We start from the raw sequence: 18,019 nt of genomic DNA on the forward strand, positions 1-18,019 counted from the left end.
GCTGTTAAGACAGCTTCAACCCTGCACGACGCAGGTGGCCAGGTGAGCGGCAAGCGCATCCCAGGCAATGCTTTGTTGTTCGCCCTGGCCACGCAGGGGTTTGAAACCTACCACTTGCTGGGCCATTTCGTCGTCACCGAGGATCAATGCGTACAGCGCACCGCTCTTGTCGGCCTTCTTGAACTGGCTTTTGAAACTGCCGGCGCCGGCATTGACTTGCAGGCGCAGGTTTGGAAGTTCATCGCGAACACGTTCGGCCAGGGCCAGACCGGCCAGCTCGGCCTCTTCACCGAAGGCGCAGAGGTAGACGTCGACCTGACGGGAAATTTCCTGCGGAATCTGCTCAAGGGTTTCGAGCATCAATACCAGACGCTCGATGCCCATGGCGAAACCGACGCCCGGGGTTGGCTTGCCGCCCATCTGCTCGACCAGACCGTCGTAACGGCCGCCCGCGCACACGGTGCCCTGGGCGCCGAGCTTGTCGGTGACCCATTCGAAAACGGTTTTGCTGTAGTAATCGAGGCCACGCACCAGTTTCGGGTTGAGCACGTAAGGAATGCCGACGGCATCCAGACGCGCCTTCAGGCCTTCAAAGTGAGCGCGGGACTCGTCGTCGAGGTAATCGGCCATTTTCGGCGCATCGACCAGCACGGCCTGGGTGTCGGCATTTTTCGTGTCGAGCACGCGCAGCGGGTTGGTTTTCAGGCGACGCTGGCTGTCTTCGTCGAGCTTGTCGTGGTGCGCCGAGAGGTACTCGACCAGGGCTTCACGATAGCGACCACGGGATTCGCTGGTGCCGAGGCTGTTGAGTTCGAGCTTGACCGCATCACGGATGCCCAGCTCGCCCCACAGGCGCCAGGTCATGATGATCAGCTCGGCGTCGATGTCCGGACCGTCGAGGTTGAACACTTCCAGACCGATCTGGTGGAACTGGCGATAACGGCCTTTTTGCGGACGCTCGTGGCGGAACATCGGGCCGATGTACCAGAGTTTCTGCACCTGACCACCGCCGGTGATGCCGTGCTCAAGCACGGCACGCACGCACGCCGCAGTGCCTTCGGGACGCAGGGTCAGGGAATCACCGTTGCGGTCTTCGAAGGTGTACATCTCTTTTTCGACGATATCGGTGACTTCGCCGATCGAGCGCTTGAACAGCTCGGTGAACTCGACGATCGGCATGCGGATCTGCTTGTAACCGTAGTTATCCAGCAGACGCGCCACAGTGCCTTCGAAATAACGCCACAGCGGGGTCTGTTCGGGCAGGATGTCGTTCATGCCACGAATGGCTTGCAGAGACTTGCTCACAAAATTTCCTTAATTCGTTCGATCAGCCGCGCGCGATAACGGCAGCGTCAGCTTCGACCTTTTCGGCCGCTTTCTGGCGGATCAGCTTTTCCAGCTCGTCCACCAGATTGTCATTCGTCAGCTTCTGCGACGGCTTGCCGTCGATGTAAATCAGGTTTGGCGTGCCGCCGGTCAAGCCGATATGGGCTTCCTTGGCTTCGCCGGGGCCGTTGACCACGCAACCGATGACCGCGACATCCAGCGGCACCAGCAGGTCTTCAAGGCGCCCTTCCAGCTCGTTCATGGTCTTGACCACATCGAAGTTCTGCCGCGAGCAGCTCGGGCAGGCGATGAAGTTGATGCCACGGGAACGCAGATGCAAAGACTTGAGAATGTCGTAACCGACCTTCACTTCCTCGACCGGGTCGGCCGCCAGCGAGATGCGGATAGTATCGCCAATCCCTTCGGCGAGCAGCATACCTAGGCCCACGGCGGATTTCACCGTGCCCGATCGCAAACCGCCGGCTTCAGTGATGCCGAGGTGCAGCGGCTGGACGATTTCTTTCGCCAGCAAACGGTAGGCTTCGACGGCCATGAACACGTCGGAGGCTTTCACGCTGACCTTGAAGTCCTGGAAATTCAGGCGTTCGAGGTGTTCAACGTGACGCAGCGCGGATTCGACCAATGCGGCCGGGGTCGGCTCGCCGTATTTCTTTTGCAGGTCTTTTTCCAGCGAACCGGCGTTGACGCCGATGCGGATCGGAATGCCGCGATCACGCGCCGCATCGACCACGGCACGCACGCGGTCTTCGCGACCGATGTTGCCCGGATTGATGCGCAGACAGTCCACACCCAGTTCGGCCACGCGCAAGGCGATTTTGTAGTCGAAGTGGATGTCAGCCACCAACGGCACTTTGACCAGTTGCTTGATCTTGCCGAACGCCTCGGCGGCGTCCATGTCCGGTACCGAGACGCGAACGATGTCGACGCCGGCGGCTTCCAGACGATTGATCTGCGCCACGGTCGCGGCGACGTCATTGGTGTCGCTGTTGGTCATGCTCTGCACAGCGATCGGCGCGTCGCCGCCCACCGGTACGTTGCCGACCCAGATCTTGCGCGATTCGCGACGTTTGATTGGAGATTCGCCGTGCATGACTTATTGACCCAACTTCAGGCGAGCAGTCTCGCCACTGGTGAACGGAGCGATATCGACCGGTTGGCCGTTGTAGCTGACCTGTGCCGCGCGGGCAACGCCCAGACGTACGGCGAGCGGCGGCTTGCCGGAAACACTCACGCTGTCGCCTTTATGCTTCAGGCCGCTGAAAATCACTTTGCCACGGCCATCGGTCACCTGTGCCCAGCAATCGCCGGTGAACTGCAACTGCACCTGGCCTTCGCCGGCGACCGGCGCAGCTGCTTCAGCGCTTGGCGCTTGAGCAACCGGCGCGGTCGGGGCAGGTGTCGCTGGGACATTCGGCGCTGGAGTGGCCGGAGCCGCCACCACTGGCGCAGGCGTCTGTGCCGGTGCGCTTGGCGCAACTGCCGGGGCAGCTGGCTCGGTCGCTGGGGCAGCAGATTCGGCGCCGGTCGATTCAGCACTGGTTTCCGACTGCGGCAAGGCGAGCGTTGTCGAACTGTCGGCCTGATTTTCGGCGACAGCCTGATCTTCCGGCTCGTCGATCGGGTGGATCTGCGTGGTGCCGTCCGCGCCTTCGACTTCGACGTGTTCCGGCGCCAGGCTGGTCAGATCGCGGGTGCGCTGCGAGGTCTGATCCTGCCACCAGACGAAACCGCCGCCGATGACCGCGATCAGCAGCAACAGGCTGACGATACGCAAAATGGTGTGGGAAACGCGCACCGGCTCTTCGATACGACCGAGGGCGTGAACGTTGCTGCCCTGGGAATCGGTGCCGGTGGACTGGTCGAACTGCTGAACCAGAACGGTCTGGTCCATGCCGAGCAACTTGGCATAGGCGCGAATGTAACCGCGAGCAAAGGTATGCCCCGGCAGCTTGTCGAAAGCGCCGGCTTCAAGATTGCTCAGGGACGTCACGGTGAGGTTGAGCTTGAGGGCCACTTCGGCCAGCGACCAGCCATTGCTTTCGCGGGCCTGGCGCAGGGTCTCACCGGGATTTACGCGATTCGCTGCTACAACTTCGGGATGCGCCGCTTTCATCATTGCTCCGACAGGTATTGCTGATATTCCGGCGTACCGGGATAGAGTCGTTTTAATTGCAGACCGTAACTGGCTGCCTTGTCGCGATCTTCAAACACTTTTGCCAGCCGAACGCCGAGCAATAGACTACGTGCATTTTGTTCGGTGAGCTGGCTGAAACGGTCGTAATAGTCACGCGCGGGCACATAATGCCTGTCTTCGAAGGACAACTCAGCCATTTCCAGCAACGCCCGTGGTTGTTGGCGGTTCAGGCGCAGCGCCTTTTCCAGCTGTTGCTGGGCCAGATCACGCTGGCCAAGCTTGGCGGCGGTCATGCCGAGATTTTCGAAGACCCGCGAGCGCTCAGGATACAGGGTATCGGCGGCCGCTTGTTCAAAACGCTCGTAGGCTTCCTTGTAGCGCTGTTCTTCGTAGAGAAAACTGCCGTAGTTGTTGAGGATGCGCGCATCGGCGGGACGTGAGGACAGGGCCTTGCGAAAGTGCTCGTCGGCCAGTGCCGGCTCCATCTCGGCCTGAAACACCAGACCGAGGGCCGCATTGGCGTCGGGGTCGGAACCGTCCAGTTCCAGCGCTTTCTTCAATGGCACCTTGGCGCGCTCGGTCATGCCCTGCTGCAGGTAGCCCAGCCCCAGCTGAACGTAGGCAGCCCGCGCTTCATCGCGGCCCTTGCTGGTCTTCATCGGGTTGTAGTCACCCGACAGGACACAGCCAGCGCACAGGCTGGCCAACAGCAACAGCAGCGCAAAGCGCAGGGACATAGAGATCCTCTCTTAGTTAGTGTTCGCGGCGTTCTGTGCCAGATCGCTGTCGGCGCTCAACTCGCGCACGGCGATGTAACGTTCGCTGCGACGGGTGCGATCCAGCACCTGCCCTACCAATTGACCACATGCGGCGTCGATGTCTTCACCACGGGTGGTGCGCACGGTGACGTTGAAACCGGCCTGATGCAACTGATCCTGGAAGCGGCGGATGGCATTGTTGCTCGGCCGCTCGTACCCGGAGTGCGGGAACGGGTTGAACGGGATCAGGTTGATCTTGCACGGGATGTCTTTAAGCAGCTCGATCATTTCCACTGCGTGCTCAAGCTTGTCGTTGACGTCCTTGAGCAAGGTGTACTCGATGGTCAGCACACGTTTCTCACCAAGGGCGGACATGTAGCGCTGGCACGACTCGAGCAGCATCTTAAGCGGATATTTCTTGTTGATCGGCACCAATTGGTTACGCAATGCGTCATTCGGTGCATGCAGGGACAACGCCAGGGATACGTCGATGTGCTTGGCCAGCTCATCGATCATCGGCACCACACCCGAGGTGGACAGGGTCACGCGGCGCTTGGAGATCCCGTAGCCGAGGTCATCCATCATCAGATGCATGGCGGCGACGACGTTGTCGAAGTTCAGCAACGGCTCGCCCATGCCCATCATCACCACGTTGGTGATGGCGCGGTCGACGGTGGCCGGGACGCTGCCGAAAGATTTGTTGGCAATCCACACCTGACCGATGACTTCGGCGGCGGTGAGGTTGCTGTTGAAGCCTTGCTTGCCGGTGGAGCAGAAACTGCAATCCAGGGCACAGCCTGCCTGGGACGAAACGCACAGAGTGCCGCGCTTGCCCTGGGGAATGTACACGGTCTCGACGCAGCTGCCGGACGCCACGCGCACCACCCATTTACGGGTGCCGTCGCTGGAGATGTCCTCGCTGACCACTTCCGGACCACGCACTTCAGCAATGGCCTTGAGCTTGTCGCGCAAGGCTTTGCTGACGTTCGTCATGGCGTCGAAATCATCGACGCCAAAGTGGTGAATCCATTTCATTACCTGACCGGCACGGAAACGCTTCTCCCCGATTGAGTCGAAGAATTTTTCCATTTCCGGCTGGGTCAGACCCAGCAGGTTTGTTTTAACAGTCGATGTAGTCATGGATTCACCTTCACTCTGCAAGCAATGCTTAGCGAGTGGTTACTTCAGTAGCTGCGAAGAAGTAAGCGATTTCGCGAGCGGCAGCAGCTTCGGAGTCCGAACCGTGAACGGCGTTGGCGTCGATCGATTCAGCGAAGTCAGCACGGATGGTGCCGGCAGCAGCTTCTTTAGGGTTGGTAGCGCCCATCAGCTCACGGTTGCGAGCGATAGCGTTTTCACCTTCCAGAACCTGAACGACAACCGGGCCGGAAGTCATGAAAGCAACCAGGTCACCGAAGAAACCGCGCTCGCTGTGCTCAGCGTAGAAGCCTTCGGCTTCGGCTTTGGACAGTTGCTTCAGTTTCGAAGCTACAACGCGCAGGCCAGCGTCTTCGAAGCGAGTGGTGATCTTGCCGATCACGTTTTTAGCAACGGCGTCAGGCTTGATGATGGAGAAAGTACGTTGAACAGCCATGGTGTAACTCCAGAAACGGTAATTTGCGAAAAATTAAACCCGCGAATTATACGCGGGTTCTTTGGTATTGCCTAACCTGCGAGGACGATCAGTCGACTTCTTCGATCCAGAGCGCCTGAACCGCTTCCAACACCTTCTCGCCGACACGGCCGGAGGTGTTGTCGAAGTCAGGCAGTTCCATGATCCATCGCTGCAAGTCGACGAAATTGACATAAACCGGATCTACATCCGGCTTGGCTTCCGCCAATTCTTCTGCAATGCGTTGAACATCATTCCAACCGTAGCTCATGACAGTCTTACCAGTCAGTGCGGCGCTTCGGCCGCATGGTTAAGCGAATATTTCGGAATCTCGACGGTGAGGTCTTCCTCACCGACGATGGCCTGACAGGCCAGACGCGATTGCGCTTCCAGGCCCCAGGCACGGTCGAGGAAATCTTCTTCCAGCTCGTCGGCCTCTTCCAGCGAGTCGAAACCCTCGCGGATGATGCAATGGCACGTGGTGCAGGCGCAGACGCCGCCGCACGCGCTTTCCATCTCGATATGGTGTTCGTGGGCCAGTTCGAGAATCGATGTGCCGGGCGCAGCCTCGACCACCATGCCTTCAGGGCAGAACTTCTCGTGGGGCAGAAAAATGACCTGCGGCATCAGATATCCTCGATTTCATTCAGGTTGCGCCCCGACAGAGCGGCTTTCACCGTCAGATCCATGCGGCGAGCAGCAAAAGCATCGGTCACTTGCGACAGACGCTTGGTCTGCTGCTCGATGGCGTAGCCATCGGTACCTTTCATCAGTTCGGCCAGTTCCTGCATTTGTAGTTCGATGACCATGCGCTCTTCGGCGTCGAGCAGACGCTCGCCATCGGCCTCCAGCGCGCCCTGCACCGCTTCGAGCAGGCGCTGGGCATCGACTTGCTGCTCACGCAGAACGCGGGCGACCTTGTCGTCATTGGCGTGCTGGAACGAATCCTTGAGCATCTTGGCGATTTCGCCATCGGTCAGACCATAGGAAGGCTTGACCTGAATGCTCGCTTCAACGCCCGAGCCCAATTCACGGGCAGACACGCTGAGCAGACCGTCGGCGTCGACCTGGAAGGTCACGCGAATTTTCGCCGCACCGGCCACCATCGCCGGAATGCCGCGCAATTCGAACCGTGCCAGAGAGCGGCAGTCGCTGATCAGCTCGCGCTCACCCTGCAACACGTGGATCGCCATGGCCGACTGGCCGTCTTTATACGTGGTGAAATCCTGAGCGCGCGCGACGGGGATGGTGGTGTTGCGCGGAATAACCTTCTCCATCAGCCCGCCCATGGTTTCCAGCCCCAGGGACAGCGGAATCACGTCGAGCAGCAGCAGTTCGCCGCCATCGCGCTTGTTGCCAGCCAGGGTGTCGGCCTGGATCGCGGCCCCGATGGCAACCACTTGATCCGGGTCGATTTCCGTCAATGGCTGACGACCGAAGGCTTCGGCAACGGCTTCACGCACGCGCGGCACGCGGGTCGAACCGCCGACCATGACCACGGCGTGGACGTCTTCCAGCTCGATACCGGAATCGCGAACCGCGCGGCGGCAGGCTTTCAGACTGCGCGCGACCATTGGCTCGATCAGCGCATCGAAGGCTTCGCGGGTCAGTTGCGCTTTCCAGTCGCCGTAAGCCACTTCCACACTGGCCGCATCGGTCAAAGCCTCTTTGGCCGCGCAAGCGGTTTGCAGCAGATTGCGTTGTGCGCCCGGGTCGAGATCGGCGGACAGGCCAGCACTCTCGATGATCCAGCCGGCAATCGCATGATCGAAGTCATCGCCGCCCAGCGCGCTGTCGCCGCCAGTGGCCAGAACTTCAAAGACGCCGCCAGTCAGACGCAGAATGGAAATATCGAAGGTACCGCCACCAAGGTCATAAATTGCAACCAGGCCTTCAGCATGTTGATCCAGACCATACGCCACAGCAGCAGCGGTCGGCTCATTGAGCAGACGCAACACGTTCAGACCGGCGAGTTTGGCCGCATCTTTGGTGGCCTGACGCTGCGCATCGTCGAAGTAGGCAGGAACGGTGATTACCGCGCCAACCAGTTCGCCACCCAAGGTCGCTTCAGCGCGCTGACGCAGGACCTTGAGGATATCGGCGGAGACTTCAACCGGGCTTTTCGGTCCTTGCACGGTGTCGATGAACGGCATGTGCGATTCGCCGCCGACAAAGCGGTACGGCAGTTGCTCGCCCAATTGCTTGACGTCGGACAGACCACGACCCATCAAGCGCTTGACCGAGAGCACGGTGTTAAGAGGATCGGAGGATGCCGCCAGCTTGGCGGACTCACCGACTTCGACGCGGTCGGCGTGATAACGCACGGCGGACGGCAGGATGACCTGCCCGTTGGCGTCGGCCAGCGGTTCGGAAAGACCACTGCGCAGCGCAGCGACCAGCGAATTGGTAGTACCCAAGTCGATGCCCACAGCCAGACGGCGCTGGTGCGGTTGAGGACTTTGGCCGGGTTCGGCGATCTGCAGTAGAGCCATGGTGATCAGGTCTTGTCTGTCTGTCAGCGTGCAATCAGGGCAGCACTGGGTTAATCGTCGAGGCGCTCTTCCAGCTGGCGCACTTCGTAGGTGAGCTTGTCGAGGAACTGCATGCGCCGCATCAGGCGTTCGGCCTGCTCGCGTTGCGCTGCATCATCCCAACAGGCTGCGAAGCTTTCGTTGAGCTGTTCCTGAGCCGTCTTCAAACGACGCTTGAATACCGCGACACCGTCGAGGTCAGCGCTGTCCTGCAGATCTTCGAGCTCTTCGCGCCATTGCATCTGCTGCAGAAGAAACTCGGGATCGTGGACGGTGACTTCCATCGGCACTTCATGCCCGCTGATTTTCAGCAGGTAGCGTGCGCGCTGGGCCGGGCTCTTGAGCGTCTGGTAGGCGTCGTTGAGCCGCGCCGATTGCTCGAGTGCCGAGCGCTGCTCGCGCTCGGAAGCGTCGGCAAAGCGGTCAGGATGGACGCCGCGCGCCAACTCACGGTAGCGCGTGGCCAACTGCTCGAGGTCCAGGCGGAAGCTCGGTTGCAGCTCGAATAAAGCGAAATGACAAGGAATACCCACGACCAGCCTCAGATGTTGAAGCTTTCGCCGCAGCCACATTCACCGCGCACGTTGGGGTTGTTGAACTTGAAGCCTTCGTTCAACCCTTCCTTGACGAAGTCGAGCTCGGTGCCGTCCAGGTAGGCCAGGCTTTTCGGGTCGATGATCACTTTTTCGCCGTGACTCTCGAACACCTGATCCTCCGCCACTACCTCGTCGACAAACTCCAGCACGTAGGCAAGGCCGGAACAGCCTGTGGTGCGAACACCCAGACGAATCCCTTCACCTTTGCCGCGCCCATCGAGGGAGCGCCGCACGTGTCGAGCAGCCGCTTCTGTCATGCTGATAGCCATCGTTGACTCCTTACTCGTCGCCGAATCTTGAAATTCAGATCAAGCCTTTCTTCTGCTTGTAATCGCGGACAGCCGCTTTGATAGCGTCTTCAGCGAGCACAGAGCAGTGGATTTTCACTGGCGGCAGGGCCAGTTCTTCGGCCAGCTGAGTGTTCTTGATGGTTTCGGCTTCGTCCAGGGTCTTGCCCTTCATCCACTCGGTGGCGAGGGAGCTGGAGGCAATGGCCGAACCGCAACCGTAGGTCTTGAACTTGGCGTCTTCGATAACGCCCTGATCGTTGACCTTGATCTGCAGACGCATCACGTCGCCGCACGCCGGAGCGCCGACCATGCCGGTGCCGACATCAGGATCTTCCGCGTTCATCTTGCCGACGTTGCGCGGGTTTTCGTAGTGGTCGATGACCTTTTCGCTGTAAGCCATGATTCTCAATCCTCACTCATCAGGGCCGCTCTTGAGACCCTGCAACTGCGCTGCGTTAACGCCGCGTCGCTACAGGATCTGTATCCGGCGGCTTCTATAGTTAGTGTGCCGCCCACTCGATTTTCGAGATATCGACGCCGTCTTTGTACATGTCCCACAGCGGCGACAGAGCGCGCAGCTTGGTAACGGCCTCGCAGACTTTCTGCGCGGCGTAGTCGATTTCTTCTTCGGTGGTGAAACGGCCGAAGGTAAAGCGGATCGAGCTGTGTGCCAGTTCGTCGTTGCGGCCCAGGGCGCGCAGTACGTACGAAGGCTCCAGCGACGCCGAGGTGCAGGCCGAACCGGACGATACTGCCAGATCCTTGAGCGCCATGATCAGCGACTCGCCTTCAACGTAGTTGAAGCTCAGGTTCAGGTTGTGCGGAACGCGGGCGGTCAGGCTGCCGTTGACGTACAGCTCTTCCAGATGCTCGACCTGCTTGTAGAAGCGATCGCTCAAGGCTTTGATGCGCACGTTTTCAGCGGCCATGTCTTCCTTGGCTACGCGGAACGCTTCGCCCATGCCGACGATCTGGTGGGTCGCCAGGGTGCCGGAACGCATGCCGCGCTCGTGACCGCCGCCGTGCATGGTCGCTTCGATGCGCACACGCGGCTTGCGGCTGACGTACAGCGCGCCGATGCCTTTAGGGCCATAAGTCTTGTGAGCGGAGAACGACATCATGTCGACTTTCAGCTTCTGCAGATCGATTTCGACCTTGCCGGTGGACTGAGCCGCGTCGACATGGAACAGCACGCCTTTGGCGCGCAGCATCTCGCCGATTGCAGCGATGTCGTTGATGGTGCCGATTTCGTTGTTGACGTGCATCACCGACACCAGAATGGTGTCTTCGCGCAGTGCCGCATCAATCATTGCCGGGGTGATCAGACCGTCTTCGGTCGGCTCGAGGTAGGTAACTTCGAAACCTTCACGCTCCAGCTGGCGCATGGTGTCGAGGACTGCCTTGTGCTCGATCTTGCTGGTGATCAGGTGCTTGCCCTTGGAGGCGTAGAAATGTGCCGCGCCCTTGATCGCCAGGTTGTCGGATTCGGTGGCGCCGGAGGTCCAGACGATTTCACGCGGGTCGGCGTTGACCAGATCGGCCACCTGACGACGAGCGTTTTCGACGGACTCTTCAGCCTTCCAGCCGAACACGTGGGAGCGGGACGCCGGGTTACCGAAGTTTCCGTCGACCAGCAGGCATTCACTCATTTTCTGCGCAACGCGCGGATCAACCGGGGTGGTTGCAGAGTAATCAAGGTAAATCGGCAATTTCATGGACTATCTCCTAAATCAGGGCTGGCGTGCCGCGGGTAGCTCTTCGGCTGTCATTCGACGGCGGACGCTTCAATCTTGTCCAGGCGTGGCGCCTTGCTGCTGCAACGGCGCTGGTCCTGACGCTGGGCCACTTCTTGTACCTCACGGCGAGTGACAAGGTCGGCCAAGCTGATACCGCTCAGAAATTCGTGAATCTGCAGGCTCAAGTCGCACCACAGATGATGGGTCAGGCAGGTATCACCGGAATGGCAATCGCCCTGGCCCTGGCACTTGGTGGCATCGACCGATTCGTTCACCGCATCGATCACTTGGGCGACCTGGATGCCCTGCATGTCGCGGGACAACTGGTAGCCACCACCCGGACCGCGAACGCTGGAAACCAGGTTGCTGCGGCGCAGCTTGGCAAACAGCTGCTCGAGGTAGGACAGGGAGATGCCTTGGCGCTCGGAGATATCGGCCAGAGACACCGGCCCGTGCTGCGCGTGCAACGCCAGGTCAAGCATGGCGGTCACGGCGTATCGGCCTTTTGTAGTCAGTCGCATGGACAGTTACCACGGAGTTCGGAATGGGCGGGAGTATGCAATTCCCGAGCATTTAAGTCAACTATAAGACCTAGTGCTTTAGTCGGGTTTACCCGCAAAAGAGCGCGCGCACTATAGCAAAGACGGGCTGCGGACAGCCAGCGGAACCGCGTGATCGTTCTTCGCGAGCAGGCTCGCTCCCACATTGGAATGCATTGCTCTTGTGGGAGCGAGCCTGCTCGCGAAAAGCAGCGCCGCGGTTCAGCCGGCTTTCGATTCGTCCTTGCCTTTGACGCAAGCGAAGTCTTCTTCGCGCAGTTCAGGCAGATCTTTCGCACAGTAATTGCTGCCCAGATCCTTCAGTGCGCCGCACATGCCTTCCAGGCGCCCGTCCACTGCTTGCAGATGATCGAGCAACTGGCCGATGGCGCGAGCCACCGGGTCAGGCATGTCTTCGCTGACACCGTAGGCGTCGAAACCGATCTTTTCCGCCATGGCTTTGCGCTTGGCGTCCTGCTCTTCATCGGTCTTGACGATGATCCGCCCCGGAATCCCCACCACCGTGGCGCCCGGTGGCACTTCTTTGGTGACCACAGCATTGGAACCGACTTTGGCACCGGCACCCACCGTGAACGGGCCAAGCACCTTGGCGCCAGCGCCGACCACCACGCCATCACCCAGCGTAGGGTGACGCTTGCCTTTGTTCCAACTGGTGCCGCCGAGGGTCACACCCTGATAGATAGTCACGTCGTCGCCGATCTCGGCGGTTTCACCAATGACGATGCCCATGCCGTGGTCGATGAAGAAACGCCGACCGACCTTGGCGCCCGGATGAATCTCGATCCCGGTCAGCCAGCGACCAAAGTTCGACACCAGCCGCGCCAGCCATTTCAGCTCGTTGCGCCAGAGCATGCCGGCCAGACGATGAATCCAGATTGCATGCATGCCGGGGTAGCAGGTCAGGACTTCAAAAGCGTTACGCGCCGCCGGGTCTCGATGGAATACGCTCTGGATATCTTCACGCAAACGCTCAAACATCATTCAATCCTTCCGCTTTAGAAGCTCGCCACGGGCCGCTTTCTGGGTTTCCGTGAGGATGCCACGCAAAATATTCATTTCCGCCCGGCTGACCGAGCTGCGTCCGTACAACCGGCGCAGGCGCGCCATCAAGTGCCGTGGCTTTTCCGGATCGAGGAATTCGATGGCGACCAGCGTCTGCTCCAGGTGCTCATAGAATCGCTCCAGCTCATCCATGGTCGCCAGCTCGGCGCTTTTCACCGAGGCCACTTCTTCTTTCTCGACCTTGCTTGGCTGACCCTGTGCGGCCAGCCAGGCCATGCGCACTTCATAACTCAACACCTGCACCGCCGCCCCGAGATTCAGCGAACTGAACGTCGGGTCGGAAGGGATGTGCACGTGAAAATGACATCGCTGCAGCTCTTCATTGGTCAGGCCGGAATCTTCACGACCGAACACCAAAGCAATCTCGGCGCCCTGCCCGGCTTCCTCGACCACCTTGTTGCCGCATTCGCGCGGATCCAGCAGCGGCCAGGGAATACGCCGGTCGCGGGCGCTGGTGCCGAGCACCAGATTGCAGCCGACCAGAGCATCTTCCAAGGTGGCGACGACTTGCGCGTTTTCAAGGATGTCACCGGCACCGGAGGCGCGGGCATCGGCCTCGTGGTGCGGGAAGACCCGCGGATCGACCAGCACCAGTCGCGACAGACCCATGTTTTTCATGGCGCGCGCGGCCCCGCCGATGTTGCCGGGGTGGCTGGTGTTGACCAGGACGACACGAATGTTCTGCAGCAAGGGAGGCGCTCTCGGACACGGGAAAGGGGGGCAAATCTTACAGAACAGCCTACCGTTAAGCTATGAAAGCGAACAGCGTCCTTCACCTGAAGAAAAGTTCTGATAGAATGCGCGGCTTTCTTTAACAACCTTAGGTGACACATCCATGCAGCCCATGCTGAATATCGCGCTGCGCGCCGCCCGCAGCGCCAGTGAACTGATCTTCCGCTCCATCGAGCGCCTGGATACCATCAAGGTCGACGAAAAAGACGCCAAGGATTACGTATCCGAGGTCGATCGCGCCGCTGAACAGAAAATCATCGATGCCCTGCGCAAGGCTTACCCGAACCACTCGATTCAGGGTGAAGAAACCGGCCTGCACGCTGGCACCGGCATCGAAGGCGAAGAGTACCTGTGGATCATCGATCCGCTGGACGGCACCACCAACTTCCTCCGTGGCATTCCGCACTTTGCAGTGAGCATTGCCTGCAAATATCGTGGCCGCCTGGAGCACGCAGTGGTTCTGGATCCGGTTCGCCAGGAAGAATTCACCGCCAGCCGTGGTCGCGGCGCTCAACTGAACGGTCGTCGTCTGCGCGTAAGCGGTCGTACCAGCCTCGACGGCGCCCTGCTCGGCACTGGCTTCCCGTTCCGTGACGACCAGATGGACAACCTCGACAACTACCTGGGCATGTTCCGCGCTCTGGTTGGCCAGACTGCCGGCATCCGCCGCGCCGGTTCGGCGAGCCTGGACCTGGCTTACGTAGCTGCCGGTCGTTTCGATGCGTTCTGGGAATCGGGCCTGTCCGAGTGGGACATGGCTGCAGGCGCCCTGCTGATTCAAGAAGCCGGCGGCCTGGTGAGCGACTTCACCGGTGGTCACGACTTCCTTGAGAAAGGCCACATCGTTGCCGGCAACACCAAATGCTTCAAGGCAGTGCTGACGGCGATCCAGCCGCACCTGCCGGCTTCGCTGAAGCGCTAAGCTTTCCGCGAAACCAAAAAAGCACCCTACGGGGTGCTTTTTTTATGTCTGCAATTCCAAACAGCACAATTCCCTGTGGGAGCGAGCCTGCTCGCGAATGGGGCGTGTCAGCAAAGAAAATATCCACTGTTAGACCTTATTCGCGAGCAGGCTCGCTCCCACAGGTGAGAATCGCGCGCTGCCCTGAATCGCGAGCACAAAAAAAGCACCCCGCAGGGTGCTTCTTTTCACAACTGTGGAGCCTTACTGAGCCGGCTCATTCTGCGACAGGATCAGCTTGCCTTCCTTGTCGACCGGAATCTGGTTGCCCGGATCGCGATCCATCCGCACCTTGCCTTCCTTGCCATCGAGCGAGTAACGCACGTCGTAGCCGACGACCTTGTCGCTGATGTCATTGACCGTGTTGCAGCGAGTTTGCGTAGTGGTGTAGGTGTCGCGGTTCTGCATACCTTCCTGCACCTTGTTACCGGCATAACCGCCGCCAACTGCACCGGCCACGGTGGCAATCTTCTTGCCGGTACCGCCACCCACCTGATTACCCAACAAACCACCGGCTACGGCACCGATCGCCGTGCCGAGAATCTGGTGTTGATCCTTGACCGGCGCCTGCCGCGTCACGGTTACATCCTTGCATACTTCACGTGGAGTCTTGATCTGTGTCTTGACCGGCTCAACGGCTAATACTTGCGCATACTCAGGGCCGCTTTTAACCAGGCTGTAGGTGGCAACAGCACCCCCGGCTGTGACACCGACAGCACCCAATACCGCACCAACCAGCAACGACTTGTTCACATGAACCTCCTGACCATCACATGCGGGACGCGCCCGCGCTTCTCCCAGCCTTGGAGCACAAAAAAAGGCGCGAGTTCAACTCGCGCCTTTTGTTGGCTGACAGCCGGAAAATCGCTGGCCGTTATGGACGGTCGTCGACTTCCTTATCGGTGTTAGCCGGAGGAATCAGATCCTCGGTGGTCAGGTTCAGCCAGATCAGCACCACGTTGGCGATGTAGATCGACGAGTAGGTACCCGCCAGTACACCGATGAACAGTGCGATGGAGAAGCCGAACAGGTTGTCGCCGCCGAAGAACAGCAGCGCCGCGATCGCCAGCAGAGTGGAGATCGAGGTCGCCATGGTGCGCAGCAGGGTCTGAGTGGTCGAGATGTTGATGTTCTCGATCAGCGTCGCCTTGCGCAGCACACGGAAGTTCTCACGTACCCGGTCGAAAACCACGATGGTGTCGTTCAGTGAGTAACCGATGATCGCCAGCACCGCCGCCAGCACCGTCAGATCGAAGGTGATCTGGAAGTACGAGAGGATACCCACGGTCACGATCACGTCGTGGATCAGCGAGACAATGGCGCCGACCGCAAACTTCCACTGAAAGCGGAACGCCAGGTAGATCAGGATGCCGCCGAGCGCCAGCAGCATGCCGAGGCCGCCCTGGTCGCGCAGTTCTTCACCGACTTGCGGGCCGACGAACTCGACTCGCTTGACCGTCGCCGGGTTGTCGCCGCCGACTTTCTGCAATGCGTCTGCGACCTGATGGCCCAGCTGCGGGTCTTCACCCGGCATGCGCACCAGCAAGTCAGTAGTGGCGCCGAAGTTCTGCACCACAGCTTCGTGATAACCGGAAGTCGCCAGTTGCTCGCGCACCTTGGTGACATCGGCCGGACGCTCGTAGGTCAGCTCGATGAGCGTACCGCCGGTGAAGTCCAGACCCCAGTTCATGCCCTTGGTGGCGACACTGAACAAGGCAATGACGGTAAGCAACACGGTGACGCCGAACGCGAAGTTGCGAACGCCCATGAAGTTGATTGTACGTAACATGGCAGCCCCTTAAATCCACAACTTCTTGAAGTCACGTCCGCCAAAGATCAGGTTGACCATTGCGCGGGTCACCATGATGGCCGTGAACATCGAGGTAAAGATCCCGAGGGACATGGTCACTGCGAAACCCTTCACCGGGCCGGTGCCCATGGCGAAGAGAATGCCGCCGACCAGCAAGGTGGTCAGGTTGGCGTCGAGAATCGCGGTGAATGCCCGGCCGAAGCCTTCGTTGATTGCCCGCTGCACAGTCATGCCGGCGGCGATCTCTTCACGAATCCGCGAGAAGATCAGTACGTTGGCGTCGACTGCCATACCCATGGTCAAGACGATACCGGCGATACCCGGCAGGGTCAGCGTGGCGCCCAACAGCGACATCAATGCCAGCAGCAGCACCATGTTCACCGCCAGCGCGACGGTGGCGATGACGCCGAAGAAGCGGTAGATGGCGATGATGAAGAGCGATACGAACAGCATGCCCCACAGGGAAGCGTCGATACCTTTGGTGATGTTGTCAGCACCCAGGCTCGGACCGATTGTGCGCTCTTCAGCGAAGTACATCGGTGCAGCCAGACCACCGGCACGCAGCAGCAGTGCCAGTTCGGACGACTCGCCCTGACCGTTCAGGCCAGTGATGCGGAATTGCGCACCCAGCGGCGACTGAATGGTCGCCAGGCTGATGATCTTCTTCTCTTCCTTGAACGTCTGCACCGCAACGTCTTTCTCGACGCCATCGACCACTTGCTTGGTGTAAGTGGTGACCGGACGCTGTTCGATGAAGATCACCGCCATGCTGCGGCCGACGTTGGAACGGGTCGCGCGGCTCATCAGCTCGCCACCGTGGCCATCCAGACGGATGTTCACTTCAGGCGTGCCGTGCTCGCCGAAACCGGCCTTGGCGTCGGTGACCTGGTCACCAGTGATGATCAGACCACGCTCGATCTGCGCTGGCGGACGGTTGCCTTCGCGGAATTCGAACGACTCGGAAGTGGCTTTCGAAGCGCCCGGCTCGGCGGCCAGACGGAACTCAAGGTTGGCCGTCTTGCCGAGGATACGCTTGGCTTCGGCAGTGTCCTGCACGCCCGGCAGCTCAACCACGATGCGGTTGGCGCCCTGACGCTGCACGATCGGTTCGGCAACACCCAGCTCGTTGACGCGGTTACGTACCGTGGTCAGGTTCTGCTTGATGGAGTATTCACGGATTTCCGCCAGCTTGGCCGGGGTCATCGCCAGACGCAGCACCGGTTGACCGTTGAGGTCGGCCGGAACAATGTCGAAATCGTTGAAGTTCTTGCGGATCAGCGCACGGGCCTGTTCGCGGGAATCTTCATCGCTGAAGCCCAACTGAATGGCACCGCCCAGTTGCGGCAGGCTGCGATAGCGCAGCTTCTCTTTGCGCAGCAGGCTCTTGACGTCGCCTTCGTAGACTTTCAGGCGCGCATCGAGGGCTTTGTCCATGTCCACTTCGAGCAGGAAGTGCACACCACCGGACAAGTCCAGACCCAGCTTCATCGGGTGCGCACCGAGGTTGCGCAGCCATTGCGGAGTGGTCTGTGCCAGGTTCAGCGCGACGACGTAGTCATCACCCAATGCCTTGCGTACAACGTCCTTGGCCGGCAGCTGGTCTTCAGCCTTGCTCAGACGGATCAGACCGCCCTTGCCGCCAGCCGTCAGCGTGGCCGCCTTGACGTTGATGCCGGACTCTTTCAGCGCTGTGCTGACGCGAGCCAGATCGGCGTCATTGACTTGCAGAGCCGTGCTGGCGCCGCTGATCTGAATGGCCGGGTCATCAGGATAAAGATTGGGAGCGGAATAAATCAGACCGATCGCCAGCACCGCCAGGATCAGAATGTATTTCCACAGAGGGTATTTGTTCAGCATCACGCCGCCCGTTATGAACGCGGGGCGCCTTGC

The 18,019-nt window shown here is 59.9% G+C and carries 20 protein-coding genes; 1 reads left to right on the top strand and 19 read right to left on the bottom strand.

Annotated elements, in window-relative coordinates:
* Positions 1 to 15: 15 nt before the first annotated feature.
* From hisS to trmJ, 16 genes are all read right to left on the bottom strand, one after another.
* Positions 16 to 1,305 (bottom strand): histidine--tRNA ligase, encoded by a 1,290-nt coding sequence (gene hisS, locus AB4O12_RS16100; RefSeq protein WP_024014212.1) that lies wholly within the window; start codon positions 1,303 to 1,305, stop codon positions 16 to 18.
* Between the two features lie 22 nt (positions 1,306 to 1,327).
* Entirely contained in the window at positions 1,328 to 2,437 is a 1,110-nt protein-coding gene (ispG, locus tag AB4O12_RS16105) for a flavodoxin-dependent (E)-4-hydroxy-3-methylbut-2-enyl-diphosphate synthase (RefSeq protein ID WP_016773332.1), read from the bottom strand.
* A gap of 3 nt (positions 2,438 to 2,440) precedes the next feature.
* Complete coding sequence (locus tag AB4O12_RS16110; RefSeq protein ID WP_095181707.1) at positions 2,441 to 3,460, bottom strand: RodZ domain-containing protein; 1,020 nt, start codon at positions 3,458 to 3,460, stop codon at positions 2,441 to 2,443.
* Complete coding sequence (pilW, locus tag AB4O12_RS16115) at positions 3,460 to 4,218, bottom strand: type IV pilus biogenesis/stability protein PilW (RefSeq protein ID WP_016773330.1); 759 nt, start codon at positions 4,216 to 4,218, stop codon at positions 3,460 to 3,462. The genes AB4O12_RS16110 and pilW overlap by 1 nt, the downstream gene beginning before the upstream one ends.
* Positions 4,219 to 4,230: 12 nt before the next feature.
* Positions 4,231 to 5,379, bottom strand: coding sequence for a dual-specificity RNA methyltransferase RlmN (gene rlmN, locus AB4O12_RS16120; protein WP_024014215.1), 1,149 nt, complete (start codon positions 5,377 to 5,379; stop codon positions 4,231 to 4,233).
* 28 nt (positions 5,380 to 5,407) lie between these two features.
* Entirely contained in the window at positions 5,408 to 5,833 is a 426-nt protein-coding gene (ndk, locus tag AB4O12_RS16125) for a nucleoside-diphosphate kinase (protein WP_024014216.1), read from the bottom strand.
* A gap of 88 nt (positions 5,834 to 5,921) precedes the next feature.
* Entirely contained in the window at positions 5,922 to 6,122 is a 201-nt protein-coding gene (iscX, locus tag AB4O12_RS16130; RefSeq protein WP_252868237.1) for a Fe-S cluster assembly protein IscX, read from the bottom strand.
* A gap of 14 nt (positions 6,123 to 6,136) precedes the next feature.
* Entirely contained in the window at positions 6,137 to 6,478 is a 342-nt protein-coding gene (gene fdx / locus AB4O12_RS16135) for an ISC system 2Fe-2S type ferredoxin (protein WP_016773327.1), read from the bottom strand.
* The gene (hscA, locus tag AB4O12_RS16140; protein ID WP_039761433.1) at positions 6,478 to 8,343 is read right to left on the bottom strand and encodes a Fe-S protein assembly chaperone HscA; all 1,866 of its coding nucleotides are present in this window, start codon (positions 8,341 to 8,343) and stop codon (positions 6,478 to 6,480) included. Before hscA ends, fdx begins: the two co-directional genes overlap by 1 nt.
* 50 nt (positions 8,344 to 8,393) lie before the next feature.
* Positions 8,394 to 8,915 (bottom strand): co-chaperone HscB, encoded by a 522-nt coding sequence (gene hscB / locus AB4O12_RS16145; protein WP_056790165.1) that lies wholly within the window; start codon positions 8,913 to 8,915, stop codon positions 8,394 to 8,396.
* Positions 8,916 to 8,923: 8 nt separating this feature from the next.
* Positions 8,924 to 9,247 carry an iron-sulfur cluster assembly protein IscA gene (iscA, locus tag AB4O12_RS16150; protein WP_003227904.1) on the bottom strand — a complete coding sequence of 108 codons (324 nt, stop codon included), beginning with the start codon at positions 9,245 to 9,247 and terminating at the stop codon, positions 8,924 to 8,926.
* A gap of 34 nt (positions 9,248 to 9,281) precedes the next feature.
* Complete coding sequence (gene iscU / locus AB4O12_RS16155) at positions 9,282 to 9,668, bottom strand: Fe-S cluster assembly scaffold IscU (RefSeq protein WP_003227907.1); 387 nt, start codon at positions 9,666 to 9,668, stop codon at positions 9,282 to 9,284.
* A gap of 100 nt (positions 9,669 to 9,768) precedes the next feature.
* On the bottom strand, positions 9,769 to 10,983 hold the full coding sequence (locus AB4O12_RS16160) for an IscS subfamily cysteine desulfurase (protein ID WP_016773324.1): 1,215 nt from the start codon (positions 10,981 to 10,983) through the stop codon (positions 9,769 to 9,771).
* Between the two features lie 50 nt (positions 10,984 to 11,033).
* Positions 11,034 to 11,525 (bottom strand): Fe-S cluster assembly transcriptional regulator IscR, encoded by a 492-nt coding sequence (gene iscR / locus AB4O12_RS16165; RefSeq protein ID WP_016773323.1) that lies wholly within the window; start codon positions 11,523 to 11,525, stop codon positions 11,034 to 11,036.
* Between the two features lie 240 nt (positions 11,526 to 11,765).
* The gene (gene cysE / locus AB4O12_RS16170; RefSeq protein WP_024014221.1) at positions 11,766 to 12,542 is read right to left on the bottom strand and encodes a serine O-acetyltransferase; all 777 of its coding nucleotides are present in this window, start codon (positions 12,540 to 12,542) and stop codon (positions 11,766 to 11,768) included.
* Between the two features lie 3 nt (positions 12,543 to 12,545).
* Entirely contained in the window at positions 12,546 to 13,316 is a 771-nt protein-coding gene (gene trmJ, locus AB4O12_RS16175; RefSeq protein WP_041479930.1) for a tRNA (cytosine(32)/uridine(32)-2'-O)-methyltransferase TrmJ, read from the bottom strand.
* A gap of 145 nt (positions 13,317 to 13,461) precedes the next feature.
* On the opposite strand from trmJ, the gene suhB reads away from it, so the two are divergent.
* Positions 13,462 to 14,280, top strand: coding sequence for a type III secretion system regulator SuhB (gene suhB, locus AB4O12_RS16180; protein WP_016773320.1), 819 nt, complete (start codon positions 13,462 to 13,464; stop codon positions 14,278 to 14,280).
* A gap of 243 nt (positions 14,281 to 14,523) precedes the next feature.
* On the opposite strand, the gene AB4O12_RS16185 is transcribed toward suhB, so the two are convergent.
* From AB4O12_RS16185 to secD, 3 genes are all read right to left on the bottom strand, one after another.
* Positions 14,524 to 15,072 carry a glycine zipper 2TM domain-containing protein gene (locus tag AB4O12_RS16185; RefSeq protein ID WP_041479931.1) on the bottom strand — a complete coding sequence of 183 codons (549 nt, stop codon included), beginning with the start codon at positions 15,070 to 15,072 and terminating at the stop codon, positions 14,524 to 14,526.
* Between the two features lie 121 nt (positions 15,073 to 15,193).
* Positions 15,194 to 16,108, bottom strand: coding sequence for a protein translocase subunit SecF (gene secF / locus AB4O12_RS16190; protein ID WP_041479932.1), 915 nt, complete (start codon positions 16,106 to 16,108; stop codon positions 15,194 to 15,196).
* Between the two features lie 9 nt (positions 16,109 to 16,117).
* A complete protein-coding gene (gene secD / locus AB4O12_RS16195) occupies positions 16,118 to 17,986 on the bottom strand; it encodes a protein translocase subunit SecD (protein WP_016773318.1) in 1,869 nt (622 codons plus the stop codon).
* Between the last annotated feature and the right edge of the window lie 33 nt (positions 17,987 to 18,019).

The sequence above is a fragment of the Pseudomonas sp. S2_A05 genome (assembly GCF_054668485.1).